The 23,863-nt window shown below is 62.2% G+C and carries 27 protein-coding genes and 1 other RNA gene; 10 read left to right on the plus strand and 18 right to left on the minus strand.

Going from position 1 to position 23,863, the window contains the following annotated elements; genetic code table 11:
* Positions 1–51: 51 nt before the first annotated feature.
* The gene (gene ispZ, locus EP837_RS04320) at positions 52–699 is read left to right on the plus strand and encodes a septation protein IspZ (protein WP_066524730.1); all 648 of its coding nucleotides are present in this window, start codon (positions 52–54) and stop codon (positions 697–699) included.
* A gap of 78 nt (positions 700–777) precedes the next feature.
* On the opposite strand, the gene EP837_RS04325 is transcribed toward ispZ, so the two are convergent.
* The gene (locus EP837_RS04325) at positions 778–1,341 is read right to left on the minus strand and encodes a urate hydroxylase PuuD (RefSeq protein WP_066524734.1); all 564 of its coding nucleotides are present in this window, start codon (positions 1,339–1,341) and stop codon (positions 778–780) included.
* Between the two features lie 209 nt (positions 1,342–1,550).
* Here EP837_RS04325 and EP837_RS04330 point away from each other — a divergent pair, with 209 nt between their 5' ends.
* Both EP837_RS04330 and EP837_RS04335 read left to right on the plus strand, forming a co-directional pair.
* Positions 1,551–2,162 (plus strand): superoxide dismutase, encoded by a 612-nt coding sequence (locus EP837_RS04330; RefSeq protein ID WP_066524738.1) that lies wholly within the window; start codon positions 1,551–1,553, stop codon positions 2,160–2,162.
* 124 nt (positions 2,163–2,286) lie between these two features.
* Entirely contained in the window at positions 2,287–2,721 is a 435-nt protein-coding gene (locus EP837_RS04335) for a hemerythrin domain-containing protein (protein ID WP_066524741.1), read from the plus strand.
* Here the strand turns inward: EP837_RS04335 and EP837_RS04340 are convergent.
* The 11 genes from EP837_RS04340 to mscL all read right to left on the minus strand — a co-directional run bounded on the left by EP837_RS04340 (position 2,705) and on the right by mscL (position 11,187).
* The gene (locus EP837_RS04340; protein WP_066524742.1) at positions 2,705–3,058 is read right to left on the minus strand and encodes a hypothetical protein; all 354 of its coding nucleotides are present in this window, start codon (positions 3,056–3,058) and stop codon (positions 2,705–2,707) included. The two genes, EP837_RS04335 and EP837_RS04340, sit on opposite strands and share 17 nt — an antisense overlap.
* Complete coding sequence (locus tag EP837_RS04345; RefSeq protein ID WP_066524747.1) at positions 3,031–3,579, minus strand: J domain-containing protein; 549 nt, start codon at positions 3,577–3,579, stop codon at positions 3,031–3,033. The genes EP837_RS04340 and EP837_RS04345 overlap by 28 nt, the downstream gene beginning before the upstream one ends.
* A 106-nt stretch (positions 3,580–3,685) precedes the next feature.
* Positions 3,686–4,070, minus strand: an RNA gene (gene rnpB, locus EP837_RS04350) — RNase P RNA component class A.
* Positions 4,071–4,099: 29 nt separating this feature from the next.
* Complete coding sequence (locus EP837_RS04355; protein ID WP_066528679.1) at positions 4,100–4,798, minus strand: N-acetylmuramoyl-L-alanine amidase; 699 nt, start codon at positions 4,796–4,798, stop codon at positions 4,100–4,102.
* Positions 4,799–4,942: 144 nt separating this feature from the next.
* Positions 4,943–5,809 carry a CheR family methyltransferase gene (locus EP837_RS04360; protein WP_066524749.1) on the minus strand — a complete coding sequence of 289 codons (867 nt, stop codon included), beginning with the start codon at positions 5,807–5,809 and terminating at the stop codon, positions 4,943–4,945.
* Complete coding sequence (locus EP837_RS04365; RefSeq protein ID WP_066524750.1) at positions 5,806–6,888, minus strand: chemotaxis protein CheB; 1,083 nt, start codon at positions 6,886–6,888, stop codon at positions 5,806–5,808. The genes EP837_RS04360 and EP837_RS04365 overlap by 4 nt, the downstream gene beginning before the upstream one ends.
* Before the next feature lie 52 nt (positions 6,889–6,940).
* A complete protein-coding gene (locus EP837_RS04370) occupies positions 6,941–7,306 on the minus strand; it encodes a response regulator (RefSeq protein WP_066524752.1) in 366 nt (121 codons plus the stop codon).
* 78 nt (positions 7,307–7,384) lie between these two features.
* Positions 7,385–7,822, minus strand: a complete 438-nt coding sequence (locus tag EP837_RS04375; RefSeq protein ID WP_066524753.1) for a chemotaxis protein CheW — start codon at positions 7,820–7,822, stop codon at positions 7,385–7,387.
* Between the two features lie 10 nt (positions 7,823–7,832).
* The gene (locus tag EP837_RS04380; RefSeq protein WP_066528681.1) at positions 7,833–10,196 is read right to left on the minus strand and encodes a chemotaxis protein CheA; all 2,364 of its coding nucleotides are present in this window, start codon (positions 10,194–10,196) and stop codon (positions 7,833–7,835) included.
* A gap of 140 nt (positions 10,197–10,336) precedes the next feature.
* On the minus strand, positions 10,337–10,612 hold the full coding sequence (locus EP837_RS04385; RefSeq protein WP_066524755.1) for a hypothetical protein: 276 nt from the start codon (positions 10,610–10,612) through the stop codon (positions 10,337–10,339).
* 146 nt (positions 10,613–10,758) lie between these two features.
* Positions 10,759–11,187 carry a large conductance mechanosensitive channel protein MscL gene (gene mscL, locus EP837_RS04390; RefSeq protein ID WP_066524758.1) on the minus strand — a complete coding sequence of 143 codons (429 nt, stop codon included), beginning with the start codon at positions 11,185–11,187 and terminating at the stop codon, positions 10,759–10,761.
* Between the two features lie 102 nt (positions 11,188–11,289).
* Here mscL and EP837_RS04395 point away from each other — a divergent pair, with 102 nt between their 5' ends.
* From EP837_RS04395 to EP837_RS04410, 4 genes are read left to right on the plus strand one after another with little or no spacing between them, the layout of a single operon-like run.
* The gene (locus EP837_RS04395; protein ID WP_066524759.1) at positions 11,290–11,895 is read left to right on the plus strand and encodes a LemA family protein; all 606 of its coding nucleotides are present in this window, start codon (positions 11,290–11,292) and stop codon (positions 11,893–11,895) included.
* Positions 11,896–11,902: 7 nt separating this feature from the next.
* Positions 11,903–12,703: a TPM domain-containing protein gene (locus tag EP837_RS04400; protein WP_066524760.1), complete on the plus strand. Its 801-nt coding sequence runs from the start codon at positions 11,903–11,905 to the stop codon at positions 12,701–12,703.
* The gene (locus tag EP837_RS04405) at positions 12,703–13,380 is read left to right on the plus strand and encodes a TPM domain-containing protein (protein WP_066524761.1); all 678 of its coding nucleotides are present in this window, start codon (positions 12,703–12,705) and stop codon (positions 13,378–13,380) included. Before EP837_RS04400 ends, EP837_RS04405 begins: the two co-directional genes overlap by 1 nt.
* Positions 13,377–13,922 carry an NUDIX hydrolase gene (locus tag EP837_RS04410; RefSeq protein ID WP_066524764.1) on the plus strand — a complete coding sequence of 182 codons (546 nt, stop codon included), beginning with the start codon at positions 13,377–13,379 and terminating at the stop codon, positions 13,920–13,922. Before EP837_RS04405 ends, EP837_RS04410 begins: the two co-directional genes overlap by 4 nt.
* A gap of 4 nt (positions 13,923–13,926) precedes the next feature.
* Here the strand turns inward: EP837_RS04410 and EP837_RS04415 are convergent, their stop codons facing one another.
* Complete coding sequence (locus EP837_RS04415) at positions 13,927–14,385, minus strand: DUF6456 domain-containing protein (RefSeq protein ID WP_066524767.1); 459 nt, start codon at positions 14,383–14,385, stop codon at positions 13,927–13,929.
* 98 nt (positions 14,386–14,483) lie between these two features.
* On the opposite strand from EP837_RS04415, the gene EP837_RS04420 reads away from it, so the two are divergent.
* Positions 14,484–15,047 carry a helix-turn-helix domain-containing protein gene (locus tag EP837_RS04420; RefSeq protein ID WP_066528683.1) on the plus strand — a complete coding sequence of 188 codons (564 nt, stop codon included), beginning with the start codon at positions 14,484–14,486 and terminating at the stop codon, positions 15,045–15,047.
* Between the two features lie 58 nt (positions 15,048–15,105).
* Positions 15,106–16,278: a glycosyltransferase gene (locus EP837_RS04425; RefSeq protein WP_066524769.1), complete on the plus strand. Its 1,173-nt coding sequence runs from the start codon at positions 15,106–15,108 to the stop codon at positions 16,276–16,278.
* Here the strand turns inward: EP837_RS04425 and EP837_RS04430 are convergent.
* Together EP837_RS04430 and EP837_RS04435 are read right to left on the minus strand one after the other, a co-directional pair.
* Complete coding sequence (locus tag EP837_RS04430; RefSeq protein ID WP_066524772.1) at positions 16,275–17,924, minus strand: molybdopterin-dependent oxidoreductase; 1,650 nt, start codon at positions 17,922–17,924, stop codon at positions 16,275–16,277. The genes EP837_RS04425 and EP837_RS04430 overlap by 4 nt on opposite strands.
* A gap of 23 nt (positions 17,925–17,947) precedes the next feature.
* Complete coding sequence (locus EP837_RS04435) at positions 17,948–18,694, minus strand: HAD-IIB family hydrolase (protein ID WP_066524774.1); 747 nt, start codon at positions 18,692–18,694, stop codon at positions 17,948–17,950.
* A 90-nt stretch (positions 18,695–18,784) separates the two neighbouring features.
* Here EP837_RS04435 and EP837_RS04440 point away from each other — a divergent pair, with 90 nt between their 5' ends.
* Positions 18,785–19,600, plus strand: a complete 816-nt coding sequence (locus tag EP837_RS04440) for a phosphotransferase family protein (protein ID WP_066528690.1) — start codon at positions 18,785–18,787, stop codon at positions 19,598–19,600.
* Here the strand turns inward: EP837_RS04440 and EP837_RS04445 are convergent.
* The 3 genes from EP837_RS04445 to EP837_RS04455 all read right to left on the minus strand — a co-directional run bounded on the left by EP837_RS04445 (position 19,593) and on the right by EP837_RS04455 (position 23,826).
* Entirely contained in the window at positions 19,593–20,861 is a 1,269-nt protein-coding gene (locus EP837_RS04445) for a capsule biosynthesis protein (protein WP_066524776.1), read from the minus strand. The genes EP837_RS04440 and EP837_RS04445 overlap by 8 nt on opposite strands.
* A complete protein-coding gene (locus tag EP837_RS04450) occupies positions 20,854–22,452 on the minus strand; it encodes a capsular polysaccharide export protein, LipB/KpsS family (RefSeq protein WP_066524779.1) in 1,599 nt (532 codons plus the stop codon). Before EP837_RS04450 ends, EP837_RS04445 begins: the two co-directional genes overlap by 8 nt.
* A gap of 75 nt (positions 22,453–22,527) precedes the next feature.
* Positions 22,528–23,826, minus strand: coding sequence for a glycosyltransferase family 4 protein (locus EP837_RS04455; RefSeq protein ID WP_066524781.1), 1,299 nt, complete (start codon positions 23,824–23,826; stop codon positions 22,528–22,530).
* Positions 23,827–23,863: the final 37 nt, after the last annotated feature.

Here is a 23,863-nt window from a genome sequence, read left to right on the forward strand (position 1 = left end):
ATCCAGCCTCACGAGATCCCAGATTCCGCTGGGATGACGGAGTAAGCACATATGGCCGATACCAAGCCCACCCATGGCGGCAATCTCAGCCTCGCGCTGGACTTCGGGCCCCTTCTCGTCTTCTTCCTGACCTACAAGGGCGCAGGCTGGCTCTGGGGCGCCAACAATCCGATCACCGCCATGTCGATCGGCACCGCCGCCTTCATGGCCGCGATCGTCATCGCCGTCATCATCTCCAAGGTTAAGCTGGGCCGCGTATCGCCCATGCTGTGGCTTTCGGCGATGCTGATCCTCTTCTTCGGCGGGCTCACCATCTATTTCCACGATCAGCGCTTCATTCAGATCAAGCCCACGATCATCTACAGCTTCTTCGCACTGATGCTGTTCGGCGGGCTGCTGCGCGGCAAGGCGCTGCTCAAATATCTGCTTCAGGCGGCCTATGATGGTCTGACCGATGAAGGCTGGCGCAAGCTGTCGCGCAACTGGGCGTTCTTCTTCGTCGCCATGGCGATCGTCAATGAAGCCATGCGCCGGTCGATGAGCTTCGATGCCTGGCTGGCGATCAAGGTGTGGGGCGTCACGATCGTATCGATCCTCTTCGCCGCTGCTAACATTCCCATGCTGATGCGGCACGGCCTCGCGCTCGGCAAGACACTCGACAGCGAAGAAATCGGCGAAACCACTCCTCCGCAGGGTTGAGAAACGCTCAGGTCATTCAAGTCGGGCGAGGTCAGACATATTGCCGACCTCGCCCGCAGTGAACGGGAGCGACTCCCGTCAACCGCCGTTGAAGTTGACCATGCAATAGAGCATCGGCAGCGACAGCAGCGTGTTGGTGCGTGAAAAGATCATCGCGGTAGTCGCGGCCTTCGCCTTCACCGCATCTTCAGCGGGAACGATGCCCAACGCCTTCTTCTGGTTCGGCCAGATGATGAACCAGACGTTGAAGGCCATGATCAGCGCCAGCCACATGCCGATGCCGATGAGCACGAAGCCGGTGGTAAGCGTCAGCGCTTCCACCAGATAGGCGCTGCGCCACGCAATGATGGCCCCTGTCAGCACCGTGAACGCCGCGCCCCAACGGAAGAAGAACAGAGCTGAGGGCGCGATGAATTTGGATACGCCAGGCTTCAGTTCCGCCGGGACTTTCGGCATCGTCGGGATCTGAACGAAGTTGAAATAATAAAGCAGCCCGATCCACGTAATGCCGAAGAACAGGTGGAGCCAGCGCAGGATCGCCTGTTCCGGAATGGTGTTCGCGGGCACCGCGAAAATCACCGCCAGCGCGAGCACGAGCCCGACGACAAGCACGAGATGCAAATTGCCGAAGAATTTTGCCATTTATCCTACCCCCATTTCGGGCGGCCGTTTGCAGGCTGCCTGACCGGCGATGCTAAGTCATCATTACGCCCCTGTCACATGGATAATTCCGTCCATTTAAAAGAAAATATGCTGTTTTCTGCAGCGCGATAAGGCTGCTAGGGGCGAGGAGCTTTCCGGCCGCCCTATCGTTGAGCGGCCATCCATCCAAGAGCCCGAGGAGTTCCGACATGGCCTTTGTTCTGCCCGACCTTCCCTATACCAGGGACGCCTTTGGCGACATTCTTTCCGCAGAAACCTTCGACTATCACCATGGCAAACACCATAATGCCTATGTGACCAAGGCCAATGAACTGGTCGCCGCCGACCCTGCACTTCAGGGCAAGTCGCTGGTCGAACTAATCCGCACCAGTAAGGGCGCGCTGTTCAACCAGGTTGGCCAGATCTGGAATCACAGCTTCTACTGGCTGTCGCTCTCGCCCCAAAAGAAGCAGCCGACCGGCACGCTGCTCAACCTCATCAACGAAGGCTTCGGTTCGGTCGATGCCTTGATCGAGAAGCTTAAGGCGGAAGCCGTCGGCCATTTCGCCAGCGGTTGGGCTGCGCTGATCCTGAACGAAGGCAAGCTGGAAGTGACCAGCTATCATGACGCCGACACGCCCGTCGCACATGGCCATACGCCGCTGCTGATCCTCGATGTGTGGGAACATGCCTATTATATCGACTATCGCAACCTGCGCCCCAACTATGCCGATCGGGTGCTGAAGGAAGCGATCGATTGGGACTTCGTCGCGCAGAACCTTGATGGCGAAGGCGTGAGCCGCGCCGATCAGCCCGGCTGATCCCTGCTGCCGCCCTCCGCTTATGACGAGCGGTGGGCGGCCTTGCTCGCCAAATCGGCCTTTTCCAACCTTTTCTTAACGCGCTTGGCCGACAAGGCTTCATGACGAAGCATGGAAGCGGCAAATGGACCTTGAGCTATTACAGAGTCAGCATGACGCAGTCGATGTACTGGCTGAACGGCTCCTCCTGGCGGTTACGGACGAAAGCAATCCGCAACCTCTAGGCACTTTGCGCTGGCAATTCGCTCGCCAGCTTATGGCGCATCTCGCGCTTGAAGATAAGATCTTCTATCCGTCGATGCAGCGGCAGGCCCACAGTTCACTGCGTGATACTGCAGCAAGATTGCAGGTCGAAATGGAGCCTTTGGCGCTATCATTCTCGCATTATATGGCGCGGTGGAGCGACGACCGGATTGCCCGCGAATGGCGCGACTTTTGCCGTGAAACCCGCCACATGATCGAGGCGATAACCCATCGCATGCGGAAAGAAGAGCGGCTGCTGATGCCTCTCATCGTTGAAGCTGGACTAGAGCCGCCCCAAGCTAGACGCGTGGGCTGATCTCGCCCGGCTTCGGAGTGAGCCCCAACGCCTCCGCCAGTTCATCCAGATCAGCGCCGCGCCGCACCAGCAGCCAGTCACGCGCCTGCGCCCCATTCACCACTGTCACAGCGCCCTTCGGGCAAGCGCCTAGGCAGTTCACCTCGATTATGCCCGCCGCAGCCTTACGCCCCTTTTTAAGCGAAAGCTGCCTACGCAGCGCCTTGGCCAAGCGTTCGCCACCATCAGGACCGAAGCCGCCATCCAGCTTTTTGGAGCATTTGCGGCAGATCAGTACCGCATTTTGCCAATTCGACCTGACATGATCCTTCAATCCGCCGGCTCCCGGGGCTTCCAGCTGCGCCGCTCCTCAGCCGAGCGCAACACCTCATAAGCGGCCTGGATAGTGTGAAAGCGGATCGCAGCCTCCGCATCGCCGGGTTTCACATCCGGATGATTTTCCTTCGCCAGCCGTCGCCAGCTTTTCTTCACTGCTTCGAAATCGGCGTCATCCTCAAGTTCCAGCGCTTTTAGCGCATGCAACTCGTCCCGCGACCGGCTGCCGTCGCCCGGTCCACCCCAGCCATGATAGGCGCTGCTCTGAAATCCGCTGGAGTCGCGGCGCTCCGCCCTCTCTCGTTGCTCTCGTTCTTCCTGATCCAGGCCCTGAAAATAGTCCCAGTTCCGGTTATATTCGGCCGCATGGTCGGTGCAGAAATACCAGCGCTCGCGGCTGTTGGGGGACTTGGGGGCGGGGCAATCGCCGGGCCTGTCGCAACCATGCCGATCGCAGAGGCGCACCTGCTGCGCCTCACGCGATGAGCCGTAGCTGCGCCAGCGGGGAAAGCCCCAGTCATTTGATCGGCTGCTTCTTGCCATCGTTCCAAATTAGGCAGGCCGCAGGCGGAACGCCACCCCGGCAGTTGATTTTTCGGCCGCATGGGCCCGCTTCAATCCTCCCTGAGCGAAGCATCGGGCAGATTGAAATGCCAGAGGGCCTGTAAGCCGGGTTCTGTTCTCTCCTTGCGGGGAGTGGCGACCATTCCTCTAGGGGACGGATTGCTCCGTCCCTCAAGCAACCAACCCGGGCGGTCTCAGCCGAAATCAGCCTAGCAGTCAAGCTGCGCGCCGCCCCTATTCGGTCTTGCTCCCGGTGGGGTTTACCGTGCCGCCTTCCGTTGCCGGAGACGCGGTGCGCTCTTACCGCACCCTTTCAATTTCGCTGGACCGAAGTCTTAGCGACCTGCTTTCTGTTGCACTGTCCCTTGGATCACTCCAGCCGGCCGTTAGCCGGCACCGTTATTTCGTGGAGCCCGGACTTTCCTCGCCGTGGAAGTTACCCGCCACGCCGCGGCCGCCCGGCCCTCTGGCATCACGGTCTATACAGACAGTTAGGGCGTCAGTCATCCCCCCTCGGCTTGGGTAGCAGCAGGGCCAGCAGGATGGCTCGGCACTCCCCGTCGATGACTCCATCGATCAGTTCGGGGCGGAAGCGTCGCTGGAAGGCCACGACAGCCGCTTCGGGCTCCGCAATGTCATAGCCGAAGCGTTCGAGCGCCAGCATGAAGGCGCTGTCGCTCCAAAGCGGATCCATGAGATTCTTGGTCGGACGAGGCAGCGCCAACCGCAGCCGGGAAAGCTGTCCCCACGGGAAAAGCTCGCCCGGGTCTTGCTTGCGGGCAGGAGCGACATCGCTGTGGCCCACGATATTGCCGCGCGTGATGCCATGGCGCTGCACAATCTCATGCATCAGCGGGATCAGCGATCCGATCTGCGCGTCGGGGAATCCCCGATATCCCCATTCATGGCCGGGATTGACGATCTCGATCCCGATGCTCGCCGAATTTACGTCATCGATACCGCGCCAGTGCGACCGGCCCGCATGCCAGGCGCGCTTGGCTTCATCGACCATGCGGACGATTTCGCCCTCTTCCGTAACGACATAATGAGCGGACACCTTGGATTCCGGGCTCGCCAGCCAGTGTATTGCGCTCTGCGCGTCCGGCATGCCGGTATAGTGCAGCACCAGCATGGATATGGGCAGCTTGCGATCGTCGAAATTAGGCGACGGCGTGTCGATCATCGGAATGTCGCTCATCGGAAAGCCAGTCACCACCATCTGTCTTCGTTGCAGCGCGTCAGTCCGCAACAGCTGACAGACAATGGCCGAGAGCGCTCGGCCGATCAAGCGCAAGCGGATCTGTCCTGTGTCGATGGCGGCCAGTGCGCCGAGTGCAGTTGGTCAGATTGCGCGGCGGAGGGCCTCGCTACAGCTCCGCTCCTGACGGCGGGCATATGCGCCGCGGAAGTCGGGATGGGGTATGAAATCGTCGCTGTGGCCGATTACTGTCTCCCCTGCTCCCAGCAGAAGGACAGATTGTTCATGGCTGTGACGAGTCAGCAGCCGGAACACATGCTGCCGACGCTCCTGCGTGAAATAAAGGAGCACGTTGCGGCAAAGCAGTAGATCATATTCGCCTGACGGAGCCTTGGCATCGAACAGATTGTCGGTCCGAAAATCGATCGTCCGGCGCAACTCCGGACTGGCGCGCCAATTCTCTCCGACCGGCTCGAACCATTTGATGAGGTCGCCCACCGCCAGCCCACGCTGCACGTCCATTTGGGAAAAGATGCCGTTACGGGCCTGCTCTATGGCTGCGGTCGAAATGTCGGTCGCCAGAATTTCGATACGCCAGCCGCGCCACCGCGCCATGTCGTTGCGCAGCTGGATCGCCAGAGAATAGACTTCCTGACCGGTGGAACAGCCGGCACTCCAAACCCGCAATACCCTGTCGCGCCGATCCGCATGAATCGCAGGCAAAACTTGGCGATGGATCATGTCGAAGATCTGGAGATCGCGGAAAAAGCTGCTTTCATTGTTGAGCAGCGCATTGACCACCTGGTCCTCCAAGGCGGAGTCGCGATTACTCAGCAGGCGCGCCGCCAGATCGTCCATATCGGCAAGGCCGTTGGCGCGTATCACGGGCTTCAGCGCAGTCTCCATGCGCCACGCCCGGCTTTCGGACAGGATTTGGCCGGTACGCGCCTCCAGCAACGCGGAAAAGATGCGAGCCGCGCCGCGAGAGGATGATTCAGTCGAAAGGGTCAATGTTTCAAACCTCTGCTCTTTCCGCGCCGCGCGACGAAATCCATGATGGCATAGGGGTCCAGCAACGCGCAGCTCAGGCCCGCTGCAGCTACCGACCCGGGCATGCCCCAGACGACGCTGCTCGTTTCATTCTGCGCCACGATCCAGCCGCCCGCGGCGACGATGTCATGCCCGCCGACTGTGCCGTCGCGGCCCATGCCGGTGAGCACGATTCCCGCGGCCCCCGGCCCGTAGGCTTCAGCCATGCTGGTGAACATCGGATCAACGCCCGGCAAATTGCCCGCGGCCGTCCGCTGAGGGTTCAGCGTCACCATCACTCGCCCGTAAAGACCCCGGCGCACCTGCAAATTGGCGTCGCCCGGCGCGACATAGACCGTGTTGGGCGCCAGCAACTCTCCCTGCTCGCCGACCTTCACCCGCAGGCTGGTCATCCGGGCAAGCTGTTGCACGAAATAGGATGTGAAGCTGGCCGGCAGATGCTGTGTTAGCAGAATCGGCGCTCCTGGGGGCTCCGACATGCCCGCAAACAACTGTCCTAAAGCATGGATGCCCCCGGTCGACGCGCCGATGCCCAGGCAGGCCAGTGGAGCGCTTGCCTGTGTCGCCGCTCTCAGGACCGGCGGGCTGTTCTCAAGCGGAACGGAATTGGCGCTGAATAGGCGGGACAGCCGCTCGATCAGCGATCGGGGAAATGCCTCGCCGAAGCTGCCGCTGCCAGGCTTCGCGAATATATCGCTCGCGCCTAGCGCCAACGCCTCGATCGCCGCCCCGCTGCCTTCCTCGCAATTGCCCGACAGGATGACCACCTTCCCGTGCGGGTTGGCGCGCAGAAAGGCCGGCAGGGCCGATAGACCGCTTTGCCCCGGCAGTTCGATGTCCAGCAGGATCAGATCGACTTCGTGCCCGGCCAGATAGCACAGCGCATGTTCAGCGCTGTTGGTCTTGTGAACCACGGAAAAGGCGGGATCGCTGTTCAATATCCGCTCGATCACCGTTCGCACGACGACCGAATCATCGACAACCATCGCGCGGACCTGCGGTCTGCTGTGGCTTGCCATGATCGGCGTAACGGCGGCCATTGGGGAACTTTCGAACGGAATGAACAGGAGAAGCGGAAAAGCGGTACCGAAGCTAGATGACGCCGACGATCGCCAGCTTGCTTTCCAGCGTCTCGCGATCAAATGGCTTCATCACATATTCGTCGGCCCCGGCTTCCACCGCCGCCTTGATGTGGCTGATGCCATTCTCGGTGGTGCAGAAGATGATCTTCGGCCGCGCGGCGACCTTCGCGGTGGACAATGCCTGGAGAAATTCCATGCCGCTCATGACCGGCATGTTCCAGTCGAGCAGGACCACGTCCGGTGCCGCCGCTTCGCACTGGGTCAACGCATCTTGTCCATCGACGGCCTCGCTCACCGACAGATCGAGCGATTCCAATATGTGCCGCGCAACTTTACGAATGACCTTGGAATCATCCACTACCAGGCAGTTTTTCATGAAGCGTCCCTTAGATTTTTCTTCCTGTGAAGAAGTGATTAGTCGCCAAAGCCGAGTAATTCGTAAACGGCTTGAAAATTATGCAGCCTGCGCCAGCAAACCCGTTTCGATAAAGCTGGCGAGTGAAACGAGCAGGTGCGGGTGCCCATATTGTTCGACGATCGCCAGCGCGTAAGGCGCCCAGGCGCGATCAAGCTGGCCACGGAGGGGCAGGTTGCCTTCGGGCACCTGGCAGATGTCGTGCACGGCATCGACCATCAGGCCATAGCTGTGCCCGCTAATGTCGGCGATGATCGCCAAGCCTCGCTGAAGCAACGGCGTGGGTGCGCCACAGATCAGGGCGGGAACGTCGATGATCGTGAGCACGCGGCTGCGCAGGGCCGAAAGTCCCGCCACATGCGCGGGCATGCCTGGTACGGGTGAGATGTCGGCAAGCTTCACTACCGCCTCCACCTCTTGAGCGGCGACGGCGACGCGTGTGCCCGCCAGGGTCGCCAGAAGATAAAGCTGGTCCATGGCCGTCTCCTTAACGCCGCGCGCCGCTGATGGCCGCCATCAACGCGTCCTGATCATAGCGGTAGATACTGCTGTCTTTCGGCCCAGCCGGTCTCGGCGAAGCGCGCAACTGCACGACCCGGCAGCCCAATGTCTCGGCCGCCTGCGACATCTCACCTTCCGAACACAGCACCACATCGGCCGGATCGACGGCAGCTTCCTCGGGCAGGCCAAGAACGACCTCATGCCCCGCCTGCCGCAACAGGGGCGCCAATATCTCACGCGTCCAGCCATCCTGGCTATCCACCAACACGCATCGGCCTCGCGCCCGCTCCACAATTGGGCCGTCAGGCAAGGCGGCGAACAAGGCGAAGGGATTGAGCACCTCCAGATGTTCTCCATCGATCACCGCGACACCGCTAAGCAGTCCATGCATAGCGACCATGTCGGGGACGACCGGCATTTCCACGATGTCGAGGACCGCCGCGACTGGATAACAGGCTTCCTGCCTGTCATCGCGAAGGCGCAGCGCAGATACATGATCGGTCGCAAAGCTATGCGCTCCATTGACGACCGGCACCAGCCTGCCGTCGAGCCGTACGAAGGCATGACCGCCCGACCGCCCGAACAGCGCCGCATCGATATCCTCGACCCTTTCGACCAGTGACAGCTTGATGAGCCGCTTCTCACCCGACAATTCCTCGAAGCGGAGAGCCGGGACCATCTCGACCCTGGCAGCCCGATCGTCATCCTCCTCCACCTCACGGGCCGCCCGTTCATCGATAATGTTCGGCAAACAGGCAGCGTTGGCCAGGCCCGCCGCATCTAGCAGCAGCATCGGCTTTCCATTGTCCGGCAACGTCATGCCTGCATAGACGCCCGTCGCCATCACGAGTGGAGAGGCCGGACGTATAACCAATTCCTCATGATTATCGACAGCGGCGACGCCTAACGCAAAGGGAACGCCGGTGGCGGAACGCACGACCATGATCGCACGGGGTCCAGCCTGGACGGACTTTTGCATTCCCAGCACATCTTCCAGATCGATCATGGAGTGCCGCACTGATCGAATCGTCGCGATCTTGGCGCCGCCCACCTCCGCGACATGCAGCGTTTCATTATTATCGTGTAAAATCTCGACGACAGCTGCACGCGGGATGGCGAAATGCAGCCCGCCCGACCGTATGATGAGGCCCGGAATAATCGTCAGCGTCAACGGCACGCGCAGCACGATGCGCAGACCACGGCCGAGCTGATTGTAAAGTGCAATCACGCCGCCGATGCGCTCGACATTGGCGCGTACCACATCCATTCCGACGCCCCGGCCCGAAATGGCGGTGACGGCCTGCGCAGTCGATAAGCCCGGCTGGAAGATGAGGTCCAGCTTCTCCGCCTCGCTCATCTTGGCCGCCATGTCGCGTGACAGCTTGCCCGCGGCGACTGCCTTTTCCACCAGCCGCCCAGTATCGATGCCGCGGCCGTCATCGCTGATTTCGATCACGATCTGGTTGCCCGACTGCCGCGCCTGCAGCCTCAGAGTGCCCGCTTCTGGCTTACCCAGCGCACGGCGCTGCTCTGGTGTCTCGATGCCATGATCTATGCTGTTGCGCACGATATGGGTGAGCGGATCGACGACCATCTCCACCATCTCGCGATCCATCTCGACATCACCACCCTCGAGAACGAGGTCGATCCTCTTGCCAAGCTCGCGACCAAGGTCGCGAACCATGCGGGGAATGGCGGTGAACAGACGATCAACGCGTTGCATGCGCGTTTTGGAGATAGCGTCCCGCATGTCGGCCACGCAGGTCGATAGCCGTTCGAATGCGCTTTCCAACTCCGGATCGCCCGACCGTTCGCGCAATTTACGGGACAGTTCGTTGCGCGCCAGCACCATGTCCGACACGCCGTTCATCAACTGGTCGATCAGCGACAGCGGCAGGCGAATGGTACGGGGGACGGCTTGCACTCCGCCCTGACGCATCGTCTCGATGGCAGGCGCCGCTTCCTCTGCCGCGGAAGTCTGGTCGCGCTCGGCAAGGGCGCCAATTAGATAGTCGTCATTTTCGTCCGGCAATGCCGCGCCGATCGCTACCGCTTCAGCCAGTTCGGCAATACGATCCATGATGCCCAGCACGGCGCTGACCGTCGCCGGATCGGCGGTGCGCTTTCCTGCCCTGATTTCGGACAGCACATCTTCCGCCGCATGACTCAGCCGCTCAAAGCGCGGCAGATTCAGGAAGCCGCAACTGCCCTTAACGGTGTGAAAGAAACGGAAGATCGCGTCCAACCGGTCGCGATCGCTAGGGTCCGCCTCCCAGGCGACGACTTCGCCTGCCAGCGCCTCCAGCGTTTCCTGCGTCTCTGCTATGAATTCCTGAAGTAATTCGTCCATTCCCTTGGCCTTCACGGATGCGCGCGACGGCACCATGGGGATGGCGTGGTTAAAGGCCCGTTAAAGACGTTGGAGGCACAGCAAAAAGGGCGCCGCGACCCTCATCGCGACGCCCTTTCCGAATTGGAAAAGCGGAAGGCTTAATGGTCCGCCTTCTTTTCAGCAGCATCAGCGGCCTTCTCGCCAGCTTCACGCGTCGCGTCAGCCTTATTCTCCAGGGTGTCGGCGGCGTTTTCAGCAGCGGCTTCGGCATTACCGGACAGGTTGTCGGCCATCGCTTCCATATTTTCGGCCTGGTTGTCGATGGCGTCCGCCTGATTCTCGTATGCGTTCTCGACCTTGTTTTCCTGCTTGGAATCGCACGCAGCGAGCGCGATCAAGCTGGCAAGGCCAAGGACTGAGACGATGGTTTTCACGGCGTTTTCTCCTGTTGCGCCCCCCAGGGGCTGACGTCATTCGGCAAGAGGCCCGGCCGCGCAATGCGCCCGGAACTCTGACCGCGATCAACTGGTCGCACGGCAGATGGTTCCCACCGCACAACTCCTTTCGTCGCAGAAACGACTTATTTTTTCAAACTGTCCCGGATTTCGCGCAGCAGCATGATGTCTTCGGGCGTGGCGACAGGCGCCTCCGCGGGCTTGGGCATCAACCTGTTCACCGCCTTCACAAGCAGGAAGATGATGAACGCCAGGATCAGAAAATTCACGAAAACGGTGAGAAACTCGCCCCATCCCAGCATCGCGACGCCCGCGCTCTTCAGGTCGGTATAGCTTTCGGGATTGCCCTTGAACCCCGCCGGAATATCGCCGAGCCGGATGAAGTAGCGGGAAAAGTCGGCGCCCCCGAACAAAAAGCCGATTACCGGCATGATGAGATCATCGGTCAGCGACTTGGTAATCGTAGCAAAAGCGCCGCCGATAATCACGCCGACAGCCAGATCGATCACGTTCCCGCGATTGATGAATGTCTTGAATTCGGAAATCAGCCCCATTTACGAACCCCTTGTCCTGATTATGTGTTTGACAGGATGAGACGTTGCGCCTGCATCCACAACCACCTATTTCCGTCTTCGTAACAAAGCCGAGGATGTTCCATGACGATCCTGCGCCGTTTTTCCCCTGCCTTTCTCCTTCCGCTGCTGTCGGCATTCGCGCTTTCAGCCTGCGGCATCAACAGCGTGCCAGCCGCCGAGGAAGTGGCAAAGGCCAAATGGGCCGATGTCCAGGCGCAATATCAGCGTCGCTCCAACTTGGTCGGCAATCTGGTCGCCACGGTCAAGGCCGCGGGCAAGCAGGAACAGGACACCTTGGTCAAAGTGACCGAGGCCCGCGCCAAAGCCACCTCGGTCCAGGTGAATGCCGAAGACCTGTCAGATCCCGCGAAAGTTCAGCAGTTCCAGCAGGCGCAGGCGCAACTCAGCCAGGGTCTGGGCCGGTTGCTGGCGTCGGTTGAAGCCTATCCCGACCTCAAGACCAATCAGAATTTCCTTGATCTGCAGTCGCAACTGGAAGGCACGGAAAATCGGATCGCCGTCGCCATCCGCGACTATAACGAAGCCGTCCGCGCTTATAATACGCGCATCCGCACTTTCCCCGACGCGATCGGCGCAAAGATCATCCACGGCGCCAAGCCGATGACGCCCTTCCACGCGACGACGCCCGGCGCAGAGGAAGCGCCGAAGGTCGATTTCGGTAACTGACGCTCCGATGATCCGCCGCCTGCTCCTGATCCTTGCACTGCTGGTCTGGATACCCGCCGCGCAAGGACAGAGCTTCCCCGCTTTCGATGACAAGGGGGTGGTCGATGCGGCCAACCTCCTCGATCCCGCGCAGGAACAGGCGCTCAGTCAAAAGCTGATCGCGCAAAAGCGGGCGAGCGGACGGGCCTTGGTTGTGGCCACCATTCCCGACCTGCAGGGCTATGACATTTCCGACTTTGGCTACCGGCTGGGACGAGCTTGGGCGATCGGCGACAAAAACAGCCAAGGCGTCTTGCTGATCATTGCGCCCAACGAACGGAAGGTGAGGATTGAGGCCGGATATGGGGTCGAAGGCATACTGACCGATGCGCTCTCGTCCCAGATCATCCGCAACGCGATTACGCCCCGCTTCAAGGCGGGCGACATGGCGGGCGGTATCAATGCCGGCGTTGACCAGATCTCGGCGCTCCTCGCCCTTCCGCCCGATCAGGCAAGAGCGCGCGCCGCTCAAGCCGAGGCAGAAGCGCGGCAGCAGGATGATGGCAGCAGCGGCATCGCCGGCTTCTGGATCATCCTGTTTTTCATATTCTTCATCCTGTTACCGCTATTGTCGCGGGCGCGCGGCGGCAAACGCTATCGGCGCGGCGGCTTGAACGCTCCGGTCGTGATCTGGGGACCTGGCCTCGGTTCAGGCTGGGGCAGCGGCGGCGGTAGCTGGGGTGGGTCCAGCTGGGGGGGCGGCGACAGCGGCGGCGGCTTTTCAGGCGGCGGCAGCTTCGGCGGCGGCGGCGCATCGGGAAGCTGGTGATGCAACTTCTTTTCAGCCATGCCGACCATGACCTTGTGTCGGCCGCCGTTGCGGAAGCAGAGGCGGACAGCTCCGGTGAGATCGTCACCATCGTCGCCCGGCGTTCCGACAGTTATCATGATGTAGGGCTAAGCTGGGCTGCGGCCGCCATATTCCTTGCGCTGTCACTAATGGCCGCATTCCCCGCCCAGCTGCGCGCCTTTTTGTCGTCGCTGCTGCTCGACTGGGAACATGAGCTGACGGACTGGAAACTCCTGACCGGTATCACCGGCCTTCTTATCCTGAAGTTCCTGGCAGTGCGCTATCTGCTCGCCATCATGCCGCTTCGGATGCTGATGACGCCGCGCGCCACCAAGGCCAGGCGGGTCCGTCGCCGCGCAATCCTGCTTTTCCGAACCGCCGCCGAAGCGCGAACACGCGGCCGCACCGGCGTCCTGATATACCTCTCGCTTGACGAGCATCGCGCAGAAATCGTCGCTGATCGCGCCATCAACGATAAAGTGGCGCCAGAAGCTTGGGGTGACGCCATGGCAACGCTCATCGACTCGATCCGGTCCGGGCGCGCCGGAGAAGGAATGGCGCAGGCCGTGGGCAAGGTGGGAGCAATCCTGGCCACGCATTTTCCGCGCGAGCAGAACGACGTCAATGAATTGCCCGACAGGCTGATCGAATTATGAGTGAACAGGATATGGCCGCCGCAGAGGAAATCATGTGGGCCGGCCGCTTCATCACCGCCAAGCGGCGGGGCAGATGGGAATATGTGGGGCGCGCGCGTGGTATCCATGCCGCCGTGATCCTAGCGATCGATGAAGATGCGGACGGCACGCGCCACGTGCTGTTGGTCGATCAATTCCGCGTCCCGCTCGGCCGTCGTTGCATCGAGCTGCCAGCCGGGCTGGTCGGCGACAATGAAGAAGGCGAGGAATCGGCCCTCGCCGCAACCCGCGAGCTGGAGGAGGAGACTGGCTATCGCGCGGGGCGGATGGAGGCTGCGGGCGACTTTTACAGTTCGCCCGGCATGGTGTCGGAAAGCTTCTGCCTCTTCCGCGCCCACGATCTTCAAAAAACCGGCGAAGGTGGAGGCGTCGATGGCGAGGATATTCGCGTCCACCGCGTCCCGATCGCTGATGTGGCTGACCGGATCGAAGCTTGGCGCGCCGAAGGCTTCGCGATCGACGTGAAGCTGCTGCTGTTGCTGGGACCGGAGCTTAGCCGGTAAGCCGTCACGCTACCCTGTACCAGTCCGCCACCCGGTCCAACGCAAGCGTGAGCACCAGCTTGCCCGCCCGGCTGGGCCAGCCCAGCGCGCGCTCTGCCGCCGCAAGCCCCTCACCCGCACAGGCTACTCGCCATAATATATCGCTAAGCCCCGGCCCCGCGGCGGCGATGGCGGCATGGAAGCGTTCGCGTGCGGACAGCTGGGTCAGCGTCGGATCAGGAACGCAAGCCCCTGCCCTGTGCCCGCCTGTCCCCGGCGCCGCATCCCACCGCATAGTCACTCTGGGACCAAGGCCCGCCTTCTCCCAATCGGCGCGCAACAGGTCGCCCGCGCGATAATGGCGTTCGCTTAAATGCCCCCGCGCATGCAGCCAGGCGAGCGGCGATTCGCCCATATTCACCGCCACCGTCTGGACACAGCCAGCCGGGTCCTCGATCTTCTGCTTCACAAACTGGCTCCGCATCGCGCGCCTCCTGTTAGATGAACGATAGGAAGGGCCTTGCCATGACGAACCATTTGTAGGAAAGACGAAAAACCAAATAGGTGAAATATGAGACAGGCATGATCACGCGCATCAGAGAGGTCCGAAAAGCCAAGGGGCTGACGCTCGAACAGGTCGCGGCTCTCTGCCAGCCGCCGACCACTGCGCAGACGATCGGCAGGCTGGAAACCGGCACGCGAACCGTATCGGTCAACTGGGTGAACCGCATCGCCCAGGCGCTGGGTGTCGGATCATCCGAACTGGTGGCCTTGCCAGGACAAAGCGTCGTCCCGGTCGCCGCGCTGCTGGGTCCCGAAGGCGCACGCGCTCCAACACGCAACCTATCCTTCCCGCCCCCTGTCCCCGCCGACGCCATGATCGGCGTCCAGGTGTCCGCCAGCATCGGCGATTACCGCAGCGGCGATGAAATCTGGTGCCGCCGCATCGGCCCTGAAGAATTTGCAAGCGCGCTGAACCGCGACATGCTGCTTCCCCGCCACGCCGGCCGCTTCGTCTTCGGCAGGCTGATCGGCCGCGAAGGGGACCGATTGCACATCCTGCCGCTGGGCAGCGGCAGCAGACAGCAGGTCATCAGCGATCCACCCTGGGGCGCTGTCGCGGTCCAGTTGGTCAGACAATTATAGCCAAGGCACAGCTTCACCCCTAACTCTCGATTAACCGCGATGCCTTAAGGGAGACGGCATGACGCTGAATGTCCTAACGCTATCGACCCTGTTCCCGGACATGAGCCGCCCCAATTTCGGGGTGTTTGTCGAACGACAGGCCCGGGAACTCGCCAGCCGCCCGGATGTGAAGGTAACCGTGGTCGCGCCGCTTGGCGTCCCGGTCTGGCCGATCGGCCTGTCGAACCGCTATGCGCCGCTGCGCGCCCTGCCGCGGAAGGAAAGATGGCAGGACCTGACGGTGTACCGCCCCCTTTTCTCCACCATTCCCAAGATCGGCGCACGGATCAACGTCGGCAACATGACGCGGGCCATCCTGCCGCTGGTGCGCCACCTGCATGAGCAGCAGCCCTTCGACGTCATCGACGCCAGCTTCTTCTTCCCCGATGGTCCAGTCGCACAGCGCCTCTCTCACGCGCTCGGCATACCCTATTCGATCAAGGCGCGCGGCGCGGACATCCATTATTGGGGCAGGCGCCGAGACACTCGCGGCTTGGTCAAGCGCGCGGGAGACGAAGCTGCAGGTCTGCTCGCGGTTTCCAGCGCGATGCGCCGGTCGATGGCCAAGATGGGCATGGGGGCTGAAAAAATCCGCGTCCACTATACTGGCGTAGATCTCGATCGGTTCGAGATCGCCGACCGAGCCGCAGCCAAGGAAGCGCTGGGCTTTGAAGGCCCCGTGATCCTCTGCGTCGGCGCACTCATCCCGCGCAAGGGGCAGGATCTTCTGGTGCAGGCGCTTCCCCGCCTCCCAGGCGTCACGCTGTTATTCGCAGGCCAGGGACAATATCGCCGTGCCTTGGAAAAGCAGGCGGAGGAGCTGGGCGTCGATCGCCGCATCGGATTCCTCGGCTCTGTTCCCCATGACCGCCTGCCGCGTATCTACGCCGCCGCCGATGTGATGGCCCTTCCCTCATCCTCGGAGGGGCTCGCCAATGCCTGGGTTGAATCGCTCGCCTGCGGTACGCCGATCGTCATTACCGACGTAGGCGGGGCACGCGAACTGCTCGACCGTCCGGAGGCTGGCCATATCGTCGATCGTGATCCTGACGCCATTGCCACCGCCATCGGGGACCTTCTCACCAATCCGCCCGAGCGTGAGGCCGTGCGTGACACGGCGCTGCGCTTCACCTGGGAAGCAAATGGCGATCTGCTGCTTCATCATCTGAAAGGCATCGCCCGTAGCGGCTAGAGTATCAGCCGCGCCTTGCCATCGCTGGTTGGAAAACGTCCCTCATCAAAAGGGGTCTCGCCCCAACGCCAGGGCGTCAGCTCATCATAAGCCGGGTTGGAAATCGGCGCATGCCGCCGCAGATTCAGCAGCCTTTCGCCTTCATTGTGATAAGCGGTCAGCCGCGCATGCTCGCGATGGATTTCGGCGGGCCGCTCATAATGAAAAGCATCATGCCACCCCATCGCCCGGGCAACCTGGGTCAGGCTCCACCAGTCGGGCTTGGCTTCACCGGGCAGCGGAAACAGGCGGCGTTGACGGCTGATCAGCCGGTCTGCGCCCGTTATAGTCCCATCCTTCTCGATCCAGACCGGCGCGGGCAGTGCGAATACACGGTCCAGAGCAATCCCTTGCTCAATCCAAGCTGTGGACAGGATGACAGAAGGCACCTTCGCCAGGGCCGCGCGCAGCGGATGCCCCGCAGGCGGTAAGCCACCCACCAACCACAGCGCCTTGATCCCGCCATTCTCGATAGCCTCGACGAGCGCTGCGCCAGCCAAGCCGGTCGCCGCCGCCATCTGCCGCGCGCCCCAAAAACGCGCAGTCTGGGCGATGGCGTCGGCAGAAAAATCCCGATGCGCCGCCAGCTGCCGGCTATCGCAGCCCACCTCCCTTGCGCCCATCGCGTTGGGCGCGCGAGCTATGCCCGTTGGCGCTGCGCCCGGCGCGCCGATCCAGCCCATCGCCAGATGCAAATTGAGGATAGCCCTCGACAAGCTCAGGTCGTCCCCCTCCGCAGCGGGGCCATAGAGCGTCACCACCCGCCGCGCCGGTGTGAACAGGTCATAAAAGGCGCGAACCTCGCCATGCGCCAATCCGCAGCGGCGCGCGACGGACCAGAGATCATGATCCAGCCGCAGCCTGGTCCAAAAGTCCCCCGCCGTCATAACATGCCGCGCCATGAATACGTCCGCCAGACACCCGCAGTCGTGGGCATGCAGCAGCAGCCCGTTCAGCAGCACAGCTGCGCTCCCCGGCTCGACCTTCAGGCGCAGGTCAGCACCCACCTCCTCCTGCACATCTTCGTCCCCGGCCAGCAGGACGAGGCGCACCCCCCTCTGCTCGCGCGCTATTGCAATACGCTCGGCCAAGACCGGATGCCGCAGCAGCGCGGAGGCGCCGACGGCCAAGATCAGATCCGCCTGCTCCACATCCTCATAGGTGCCCGGCACGACATCTTCGCCCAGCGCCGCGCGATAGGCCGCCTCCATGCCACCGTCGTTCCAACAAGGCCCATCGATATGCGCCGAGCCGATGAAGCCCTTCATCAGCTTGTTGGCGACATAATAATCTTCGGTCAGCAGGTCGCCCGTAACATGCATCGCCACGCTGCCCGGACCATGACGGGCCAGCGTGTCTTTCAGTCGCCTCGCGACCTGCCCGATCATGCGACGCCAGGTCACACGCTGCCCATCCAGCACCGGATGGAGCAACCGCCCCTCCAACGGCAGCATCGCCGTCAGGGCATCACTCTGCCCGCAAAGCAGTCCGCCGTTGGCCGGATGCACCCGGTCGCCCGCGAAGGACATTTCCCGTCCCTCCCCCGTCACGGCGCGCACGCCGCAGCCGACAGCGCATTGGCCGCAAAGCGTTCGAACGACAGCCATAAAGCCGGATCAGCGGGACCCGATCATTTCTGGCACGCGACGATCGCCGCAATGACCGAGAGCGTTTCCTGCGGATCGCGCACACGCACAGTATCTAGGCCAAGTTGCTTCGCCGGATAGTCATTGCCGCCGGGGAAGATCGCATCACCGATGAACATCATCGCATCAAGCGCGATGCCGCTCGCATCCCGCAGCTTCTTAAGGCCATAAGCCTTATCGACGCCCTCCCGGGTGATGTCGATGGATGTCGCGCCGCCCATGTTGATCGACAGACCGGGCAGGCGTTCCCGCAAATCCGCCTGGATGATGCGACGCTTGGCGAAATCCGGGTCCCATCCTTCCTTCGCATGGATGGGGGCCTGCTGCCCCAGCGCGGAAAAGGTGATCTGGCTGCCGCGATCCTCGATCCGCTCACCCCAGGTCTGCTCCGGAACGAAGCCTGTCGCTTCCAGCGCCTGGTCGAACGCCGCGAGAATCTTCTGCTTCTGTTCATCGTCGAACAGTTCGGCATAGACCGGCGTCCACACGCCTTCGCGATGGGTATAGAGCTTCGTTCCGGTCGTCGGCATCAGCCACAGCCTGGACAGGTCGGCGCGGGCGGGCAGCCGACTTGCCACCTGCTTGTCGAACTGCGGCCAGTCGCCGCCGGAAATCACCGCGACATGGGCCACCGTCAGCAGGTCGGCCAACGCCTCTCCCATCTCTTCTTCCAGAGGCTGCTTGCTTTCCGCCAGCGTTCCGTCGAGATCGAAGGCGATCAATTCTTTCATAAGGGCAAGCTCCTGGAATCCTTGTCGGCCGCAGCTACCATCAATTGGGTGATCGGCAAATCCATATGCCTTAAGGAAACGACGCAGCCTATGTTCGATCAAATAGGGAGCGACTGGACGCTGCTGGGCCGCGGCAAAAGTTCCGAAGTGTTCAGGATGGGCGACGGCGAGGTCATCAAGATCTTCCACCCGGCCGTATCCGAAGACATGATAGAGCGGGAAGTGGCTGCAGCCCGGCTCGCGACATCGCTTCGCTTGTCAACGGCAGCGCCACGCCTCCGCGTCACGGTCGCGCGGAACTCCGCCTTGATCTATCCCGAAATAAGCGGTGTTTCGATAGCGGCGGCTATCCGCAAGAAACCGCTTTCGGCCGCCTCCTTGCTGCGCGACATGGCGGCCCTTCTCCACTCCGTCCACCGCCAGCCGGTATCGGGACTGCGCACCGTAAAGTCCGTGCTGCAAACCGACATAGACTATGGCCCTGCGCCCGATGCCATAAAGCGTGCCGCAATCGACTATCTGCAAGCTCTGCCGGAAGCGGATCATCTGCTCCACGGCGACTTCCATATCGACAATATCCTGCTCAGCGAGGGCGGCCTCGTGATCCTCGACTGGGCCAAGGCTGCAATCGGCGATCCCGCCGCCGATGCGGTGCGGAGTGAAATGCTCATGCGTTTTGGGGAAGGTCCTGCCGACGCCATCACCACGCTCTGGCGTGATTGGGCGGCGGGGCGGCTTGGCCGTGCCTATCGCGACGTGAGCGGCGTCAGCCAAGATCAGATGAGCCTGTGGCGACCGGTCGTCGCGCTCGCCTGGCTACGTGCGCGCCCGCCAGTCCGCAACCGGGCCTTCCATCGCTATCTGGATCAGGCGTTGCGAAGCGCCGGGCTTCCAACCGTCAATTGACGCTCGCCAGGCTGCCGCGCCGCATACGCCCATACCACGCTCCCTCCGCCCGCTTCGGTTCGGCGCAGAGGCGATCGACCGCATTGCCTACCAGCATCGCCAGACCCTGATCGCTCAGCAGGCCGCCGCGTATCAGGCAACGATCAATCAGCACCCGCCGGAAAGCTGCATATAGCGTCTGGTCGGGCGCACCCGGATTGAGCCAGAACTCGTCCAACGTGCCCTTATAAACCACGCCCGGCACCTTATAGACCGCATGTCCCAGAACCAGCACCGGCTTGTCCTGGTTGAGCGCCAGCGTGCCCACCGTGCTGTTCACCGTCACCACGCCCAGAGACCGGCCGACCACTTCGGCAATATCCCAGTCGGCGAGATAGAAGATCCGGTCCTCCACGCCATAATGGGCAGCAAGGCGACGGGTCAGACGCTCCCATGCGACCAGCCCTGAATCGAGGGGATGCCGCTTCACCAGCAGGGACGTTCCCTCTGGCGCATAGCGGGCAAAGCTCTTGATCACGAAACGCAGCGCCGCGCGCATGTTGCCAAAGGGCGAATGGACGCGAATTTGATAATCCGAATCGAGCTGCAGCGGCAGGGTGAAATAGGGTTTGCCCTTCACCTTCTCCCATTCGACCCGCGATGCGCGGATATCGCGCTTGCGCAGCATCAGCTTCTTGAACCATCCGGCGGCCTCCAACAGGAAGCTTTGCGGCCGGTGCGTGCGGTAAAAGGGAAAGATCGGCCGCATCATCGCTGACGCGAGCCCATTACGCGTTGTATTCACGGCCCGCTGCCGGAAGGTCGAAGGAATCTGCGGCTCCCGCCCACCCTCGGGCGGCAAGCTGCATGCTTGATCCAGATACCATTGGGGGTCGAGCGGTAAGGTGGAATTGCCGTTCACGCCGTCTTCCTGCAACGTCATGAAGTCCGGGCGGATATAGCCCTCCTCCAGCACATGCACCCGCAGGCCCCGCAACCGCGCCATCTTGTGCGCTGAAGCGTGATAGGGGCGGCAGTCGCCATAGAGGATCAGGTCGGTGACGCCATGCTGGACGATGAAATCGTCGAAGAAGAGCGGCCAGTTGCGGAAGGAGCCGCGATAGTCGGTGGCCTCCCCCGGCCAATCGACCTTATCGCCGCCATTGATGTTGATCCGCCGAGCCTCATGCCCCCGCACCCGCAGCGCGTCGGCCAGCATAGCAAAGAACGGTCCGTGCGGGCCCTGCAGGAAAAGGAAGGTCTTCGCCTGGCTGTCAGCCATGGAGATACTCGGCGGACAAAGTCATAAATCTTTGTAATTTCCCCTGTAGCGTCCGTAGCCGGATGAGCCATGAAATAGGTGACGTCGATCCGCTTCCCAGGCGCTCCACCATAATCTCGGGGCCGCAGGGCAACCGGGTTACCGGGTCCAGGTAACATGGATAGAGAATCAAGGCGGCGGCGACAAGCTGATCGATGGTCAGCTGACGCCCTCGCCGCGCGTTGGGTTTGGCCAGGTCCCGCGTCAGCCCCCATCCGGCGTAAAATGGCATGCCATGCACCGTCACCGGCCGGTCGCGCAACAGCGCCTCGAACCCGGCCAGTGAGGACAGCACATGCACCTCATCCACTGCCTGGACGAGCGACATGAGGGGCGCGCCGGTATCCAGGGCATCGGCATGCTGATGCACCACCGCATCGCTCAAATGACCGCGCCGCAATCCAGCCTGCACATCGGGATGCGGGCGATAGATGATATGGGCATCGGGCTCGACCCGCCGCACGCGCCGAAGCAGGTCCAGATTTCCTTCCACTCCAGCTCCGCCCAGCTGCACCGACAGGTCATCCTCAACCTGCCCCACAACCAGCACCGTCCGCTTGGCCGTGGGAAGGTCGAGCATCCGGCCCATCTCCTGCCCATATTTTGTGACCCCGGATGCCCGGATCGCGGCACGCAGTCGATGTGCGCGATCAAGCAGCGCAGGCGAAAAATCATGTGTGGCGAGCAGGCTTTCGAGATCACTCGGTCGCGAGGCATCATAATATATGCCCGTCCGGTCAATCACCACCGACCCTGGCGGCGTCAGCGTTGCGCCGAGCCCTTTCGACCGTAGAAAACCATCTTCAACGCGGGTGATTGGCACAGCCTTCTCCCGTGCCTCATCCAGTAAATCCGCGGGCACCCGCGACGGCCAGACGGCCAGCGATCCACCCGTACGCCGCGCCCGGAGCAGCCCCCCACGGGGTGAAAGGGAGGGTGGCGATCGCGCCCCATCCCACAGAAACCGCCGCATCGCCTCGCGCTTCCAAAAGGCCATGCCACTTGCGGCCGCAATATCGCGGTTTCCGTCCAAATGCCGCCGCCAGTCTGCAAGATGCGCCACCACGGCCTCGGCGCTGGCGGATGCACCGCTAAAGCAATCGCGATAGGCGGCCGCCGCGATCGCCCGCTTCGCCGCGTCACGCAGTCGCTCCGGCGAGACCGCCCCACCGTTGGGTCCATAGACCGGCACGCCCAGCAGACCCGCGATGATGGCCAGTTCATCGTCCGCATCGGCATGCACCGCCCGCGCCTGCGCAATCACGCTCCACGGATCGATAGGTTTCGCCGTCTCGCGCACGGGCAGGATCGCGACGTCCGCCTTATCCAGCCCCTTGAGCTCCACCGGACAGCCCGCACGTGCGACCAGTTTCACGCCTTCCCGCTGATGGCCCCAGAACGTGCCGCCTACCCGCGATTGTGCGATCTGCTCCAACAGGCTGTCAGGCACGACCGCTGCGTCAACCACGGCGCTGCTTACAGCGCTCACCGCAGCAACGGATGGCGCAATGCCGCGAAAAGGCGGTGATCGTAAAAAGGGCAGCGGCTTCATCCTATGAAGCTCGCGCAACAGACAGCGGAAGAGCAGATATGCACAAGGATTTCATGGTTGCCCCCGGCAAGGACGTCAAGCGAAGGCGCAAGCCGTCACATCGTCCAGCAGGCGCGTGATGATGTCGAAATAATCCGACCATCGCGGCGCAACCCATGTTTCAATGCGCGCCATCTGGGCCGTACGTTCGGGTGAGTCCGCCCGGCTATAGGCATTGATCATCTGCATCCAGCCGAGCCCGTCGAGCGGATCAAGATAGTCCGGTGCTGCGCCGCCGACTTCGCGATGGGCGACAATATCGCTGCAGATCACCGGCACGCCGACGGACAGCGCCTCGATCACCGGAATGCCAAAGCCTTCCTCGAACGATGGCATCAGCATCGCTCGTGCCCCCGCGACCAGCGCGTGCATCTCCGTATCGGGCACGCTGCCCGCCTCGATCACATGACCGCGCAATATCTCCGCGCGCTCCAGCATATCCACGACATTCTCATTTTCCCAACCACGGCGCCCGATCAGCACCAGCACCGGCGCCGCATCCCCCAGCCGCTCGACCAGCCGCCGCCAGACATTCAGCAGCAGCAGGTGATTTTTGCGGGGCTCGATGGTGGAGATATAGACGAAATAGGGCCGCGACGGCACGGCATGGCTTTCGCCGCCCACAAGATCGGGCGGATCTGCGCCGAAATGGGCGACGCAGAGGCTTCGTCCCTCCAGCCCGCGAGTCATATGCGGGGCCAGCGCATCGATGGTCGCCTGGCTGTTGCCGATGATGCCATGCGCATAGCGATCGATGGTGCGCACCCGCCTCAGATGCTCGGCCGCGCCTTGCGGCCGCGCGAATTCCGGATGGGTGAGCGGGATCACATCATGCACCAGCGTCACAAAGCGCGCGCCTTCCGCCCGCAGGATCGCACCGACCTGATCGGCGTCGTCCAGATGATGGGGCGAAACCTGCAGATAGACTTGCGGCCCCGTCGCGCGCGGCACCGGACGCGGCCGGAGCGCAATCAGGTGGCGGATGACCGCAGCCCTGCTCGCCGCTTCGTCCTTCACTTTGCTGTTGCGCCAGCGCGCGGCGGTGAACGCCAGGAAATGGCGCACGGCCGCCTCGTTCAGCCGCCCATAATAGCCCCCGGCCGGATGTACCGCGGCGAAGGAAAGCCTTTCCGGCATGCGTTCCAACAGCTCGCGCGCATAAACATATTCGACCCGGTCGATCCCGGTGGGCGCAGCATGGAAACTGCGCGAAAGCAGGCGCGAAATATCGAGGATGACCTCAGCCTCGCCCTCTCCCGCTAGGAAGCGCTGACTGGCGGGCTTGGATCGCAGCGCCAGCCGCGCGCCGGGCACCTTGAATGGCTTCAGCGCCATGTCAAAGCTCCTTCGCTCGCAACTGACCACTCATCGA

Origin of the sequence: Sphingobium sp. EP60837 (assembly GCF_001658005.1) — a bacterium.
In the GTDB taxonomy this organism is placed as follows: Bacteria; Pseudomonadota; Alphaproteobacteria; order Sphingomonadales; family Sphingomonadaceae; genus Sphingobium; species Sphingobium tyrosinilyticum.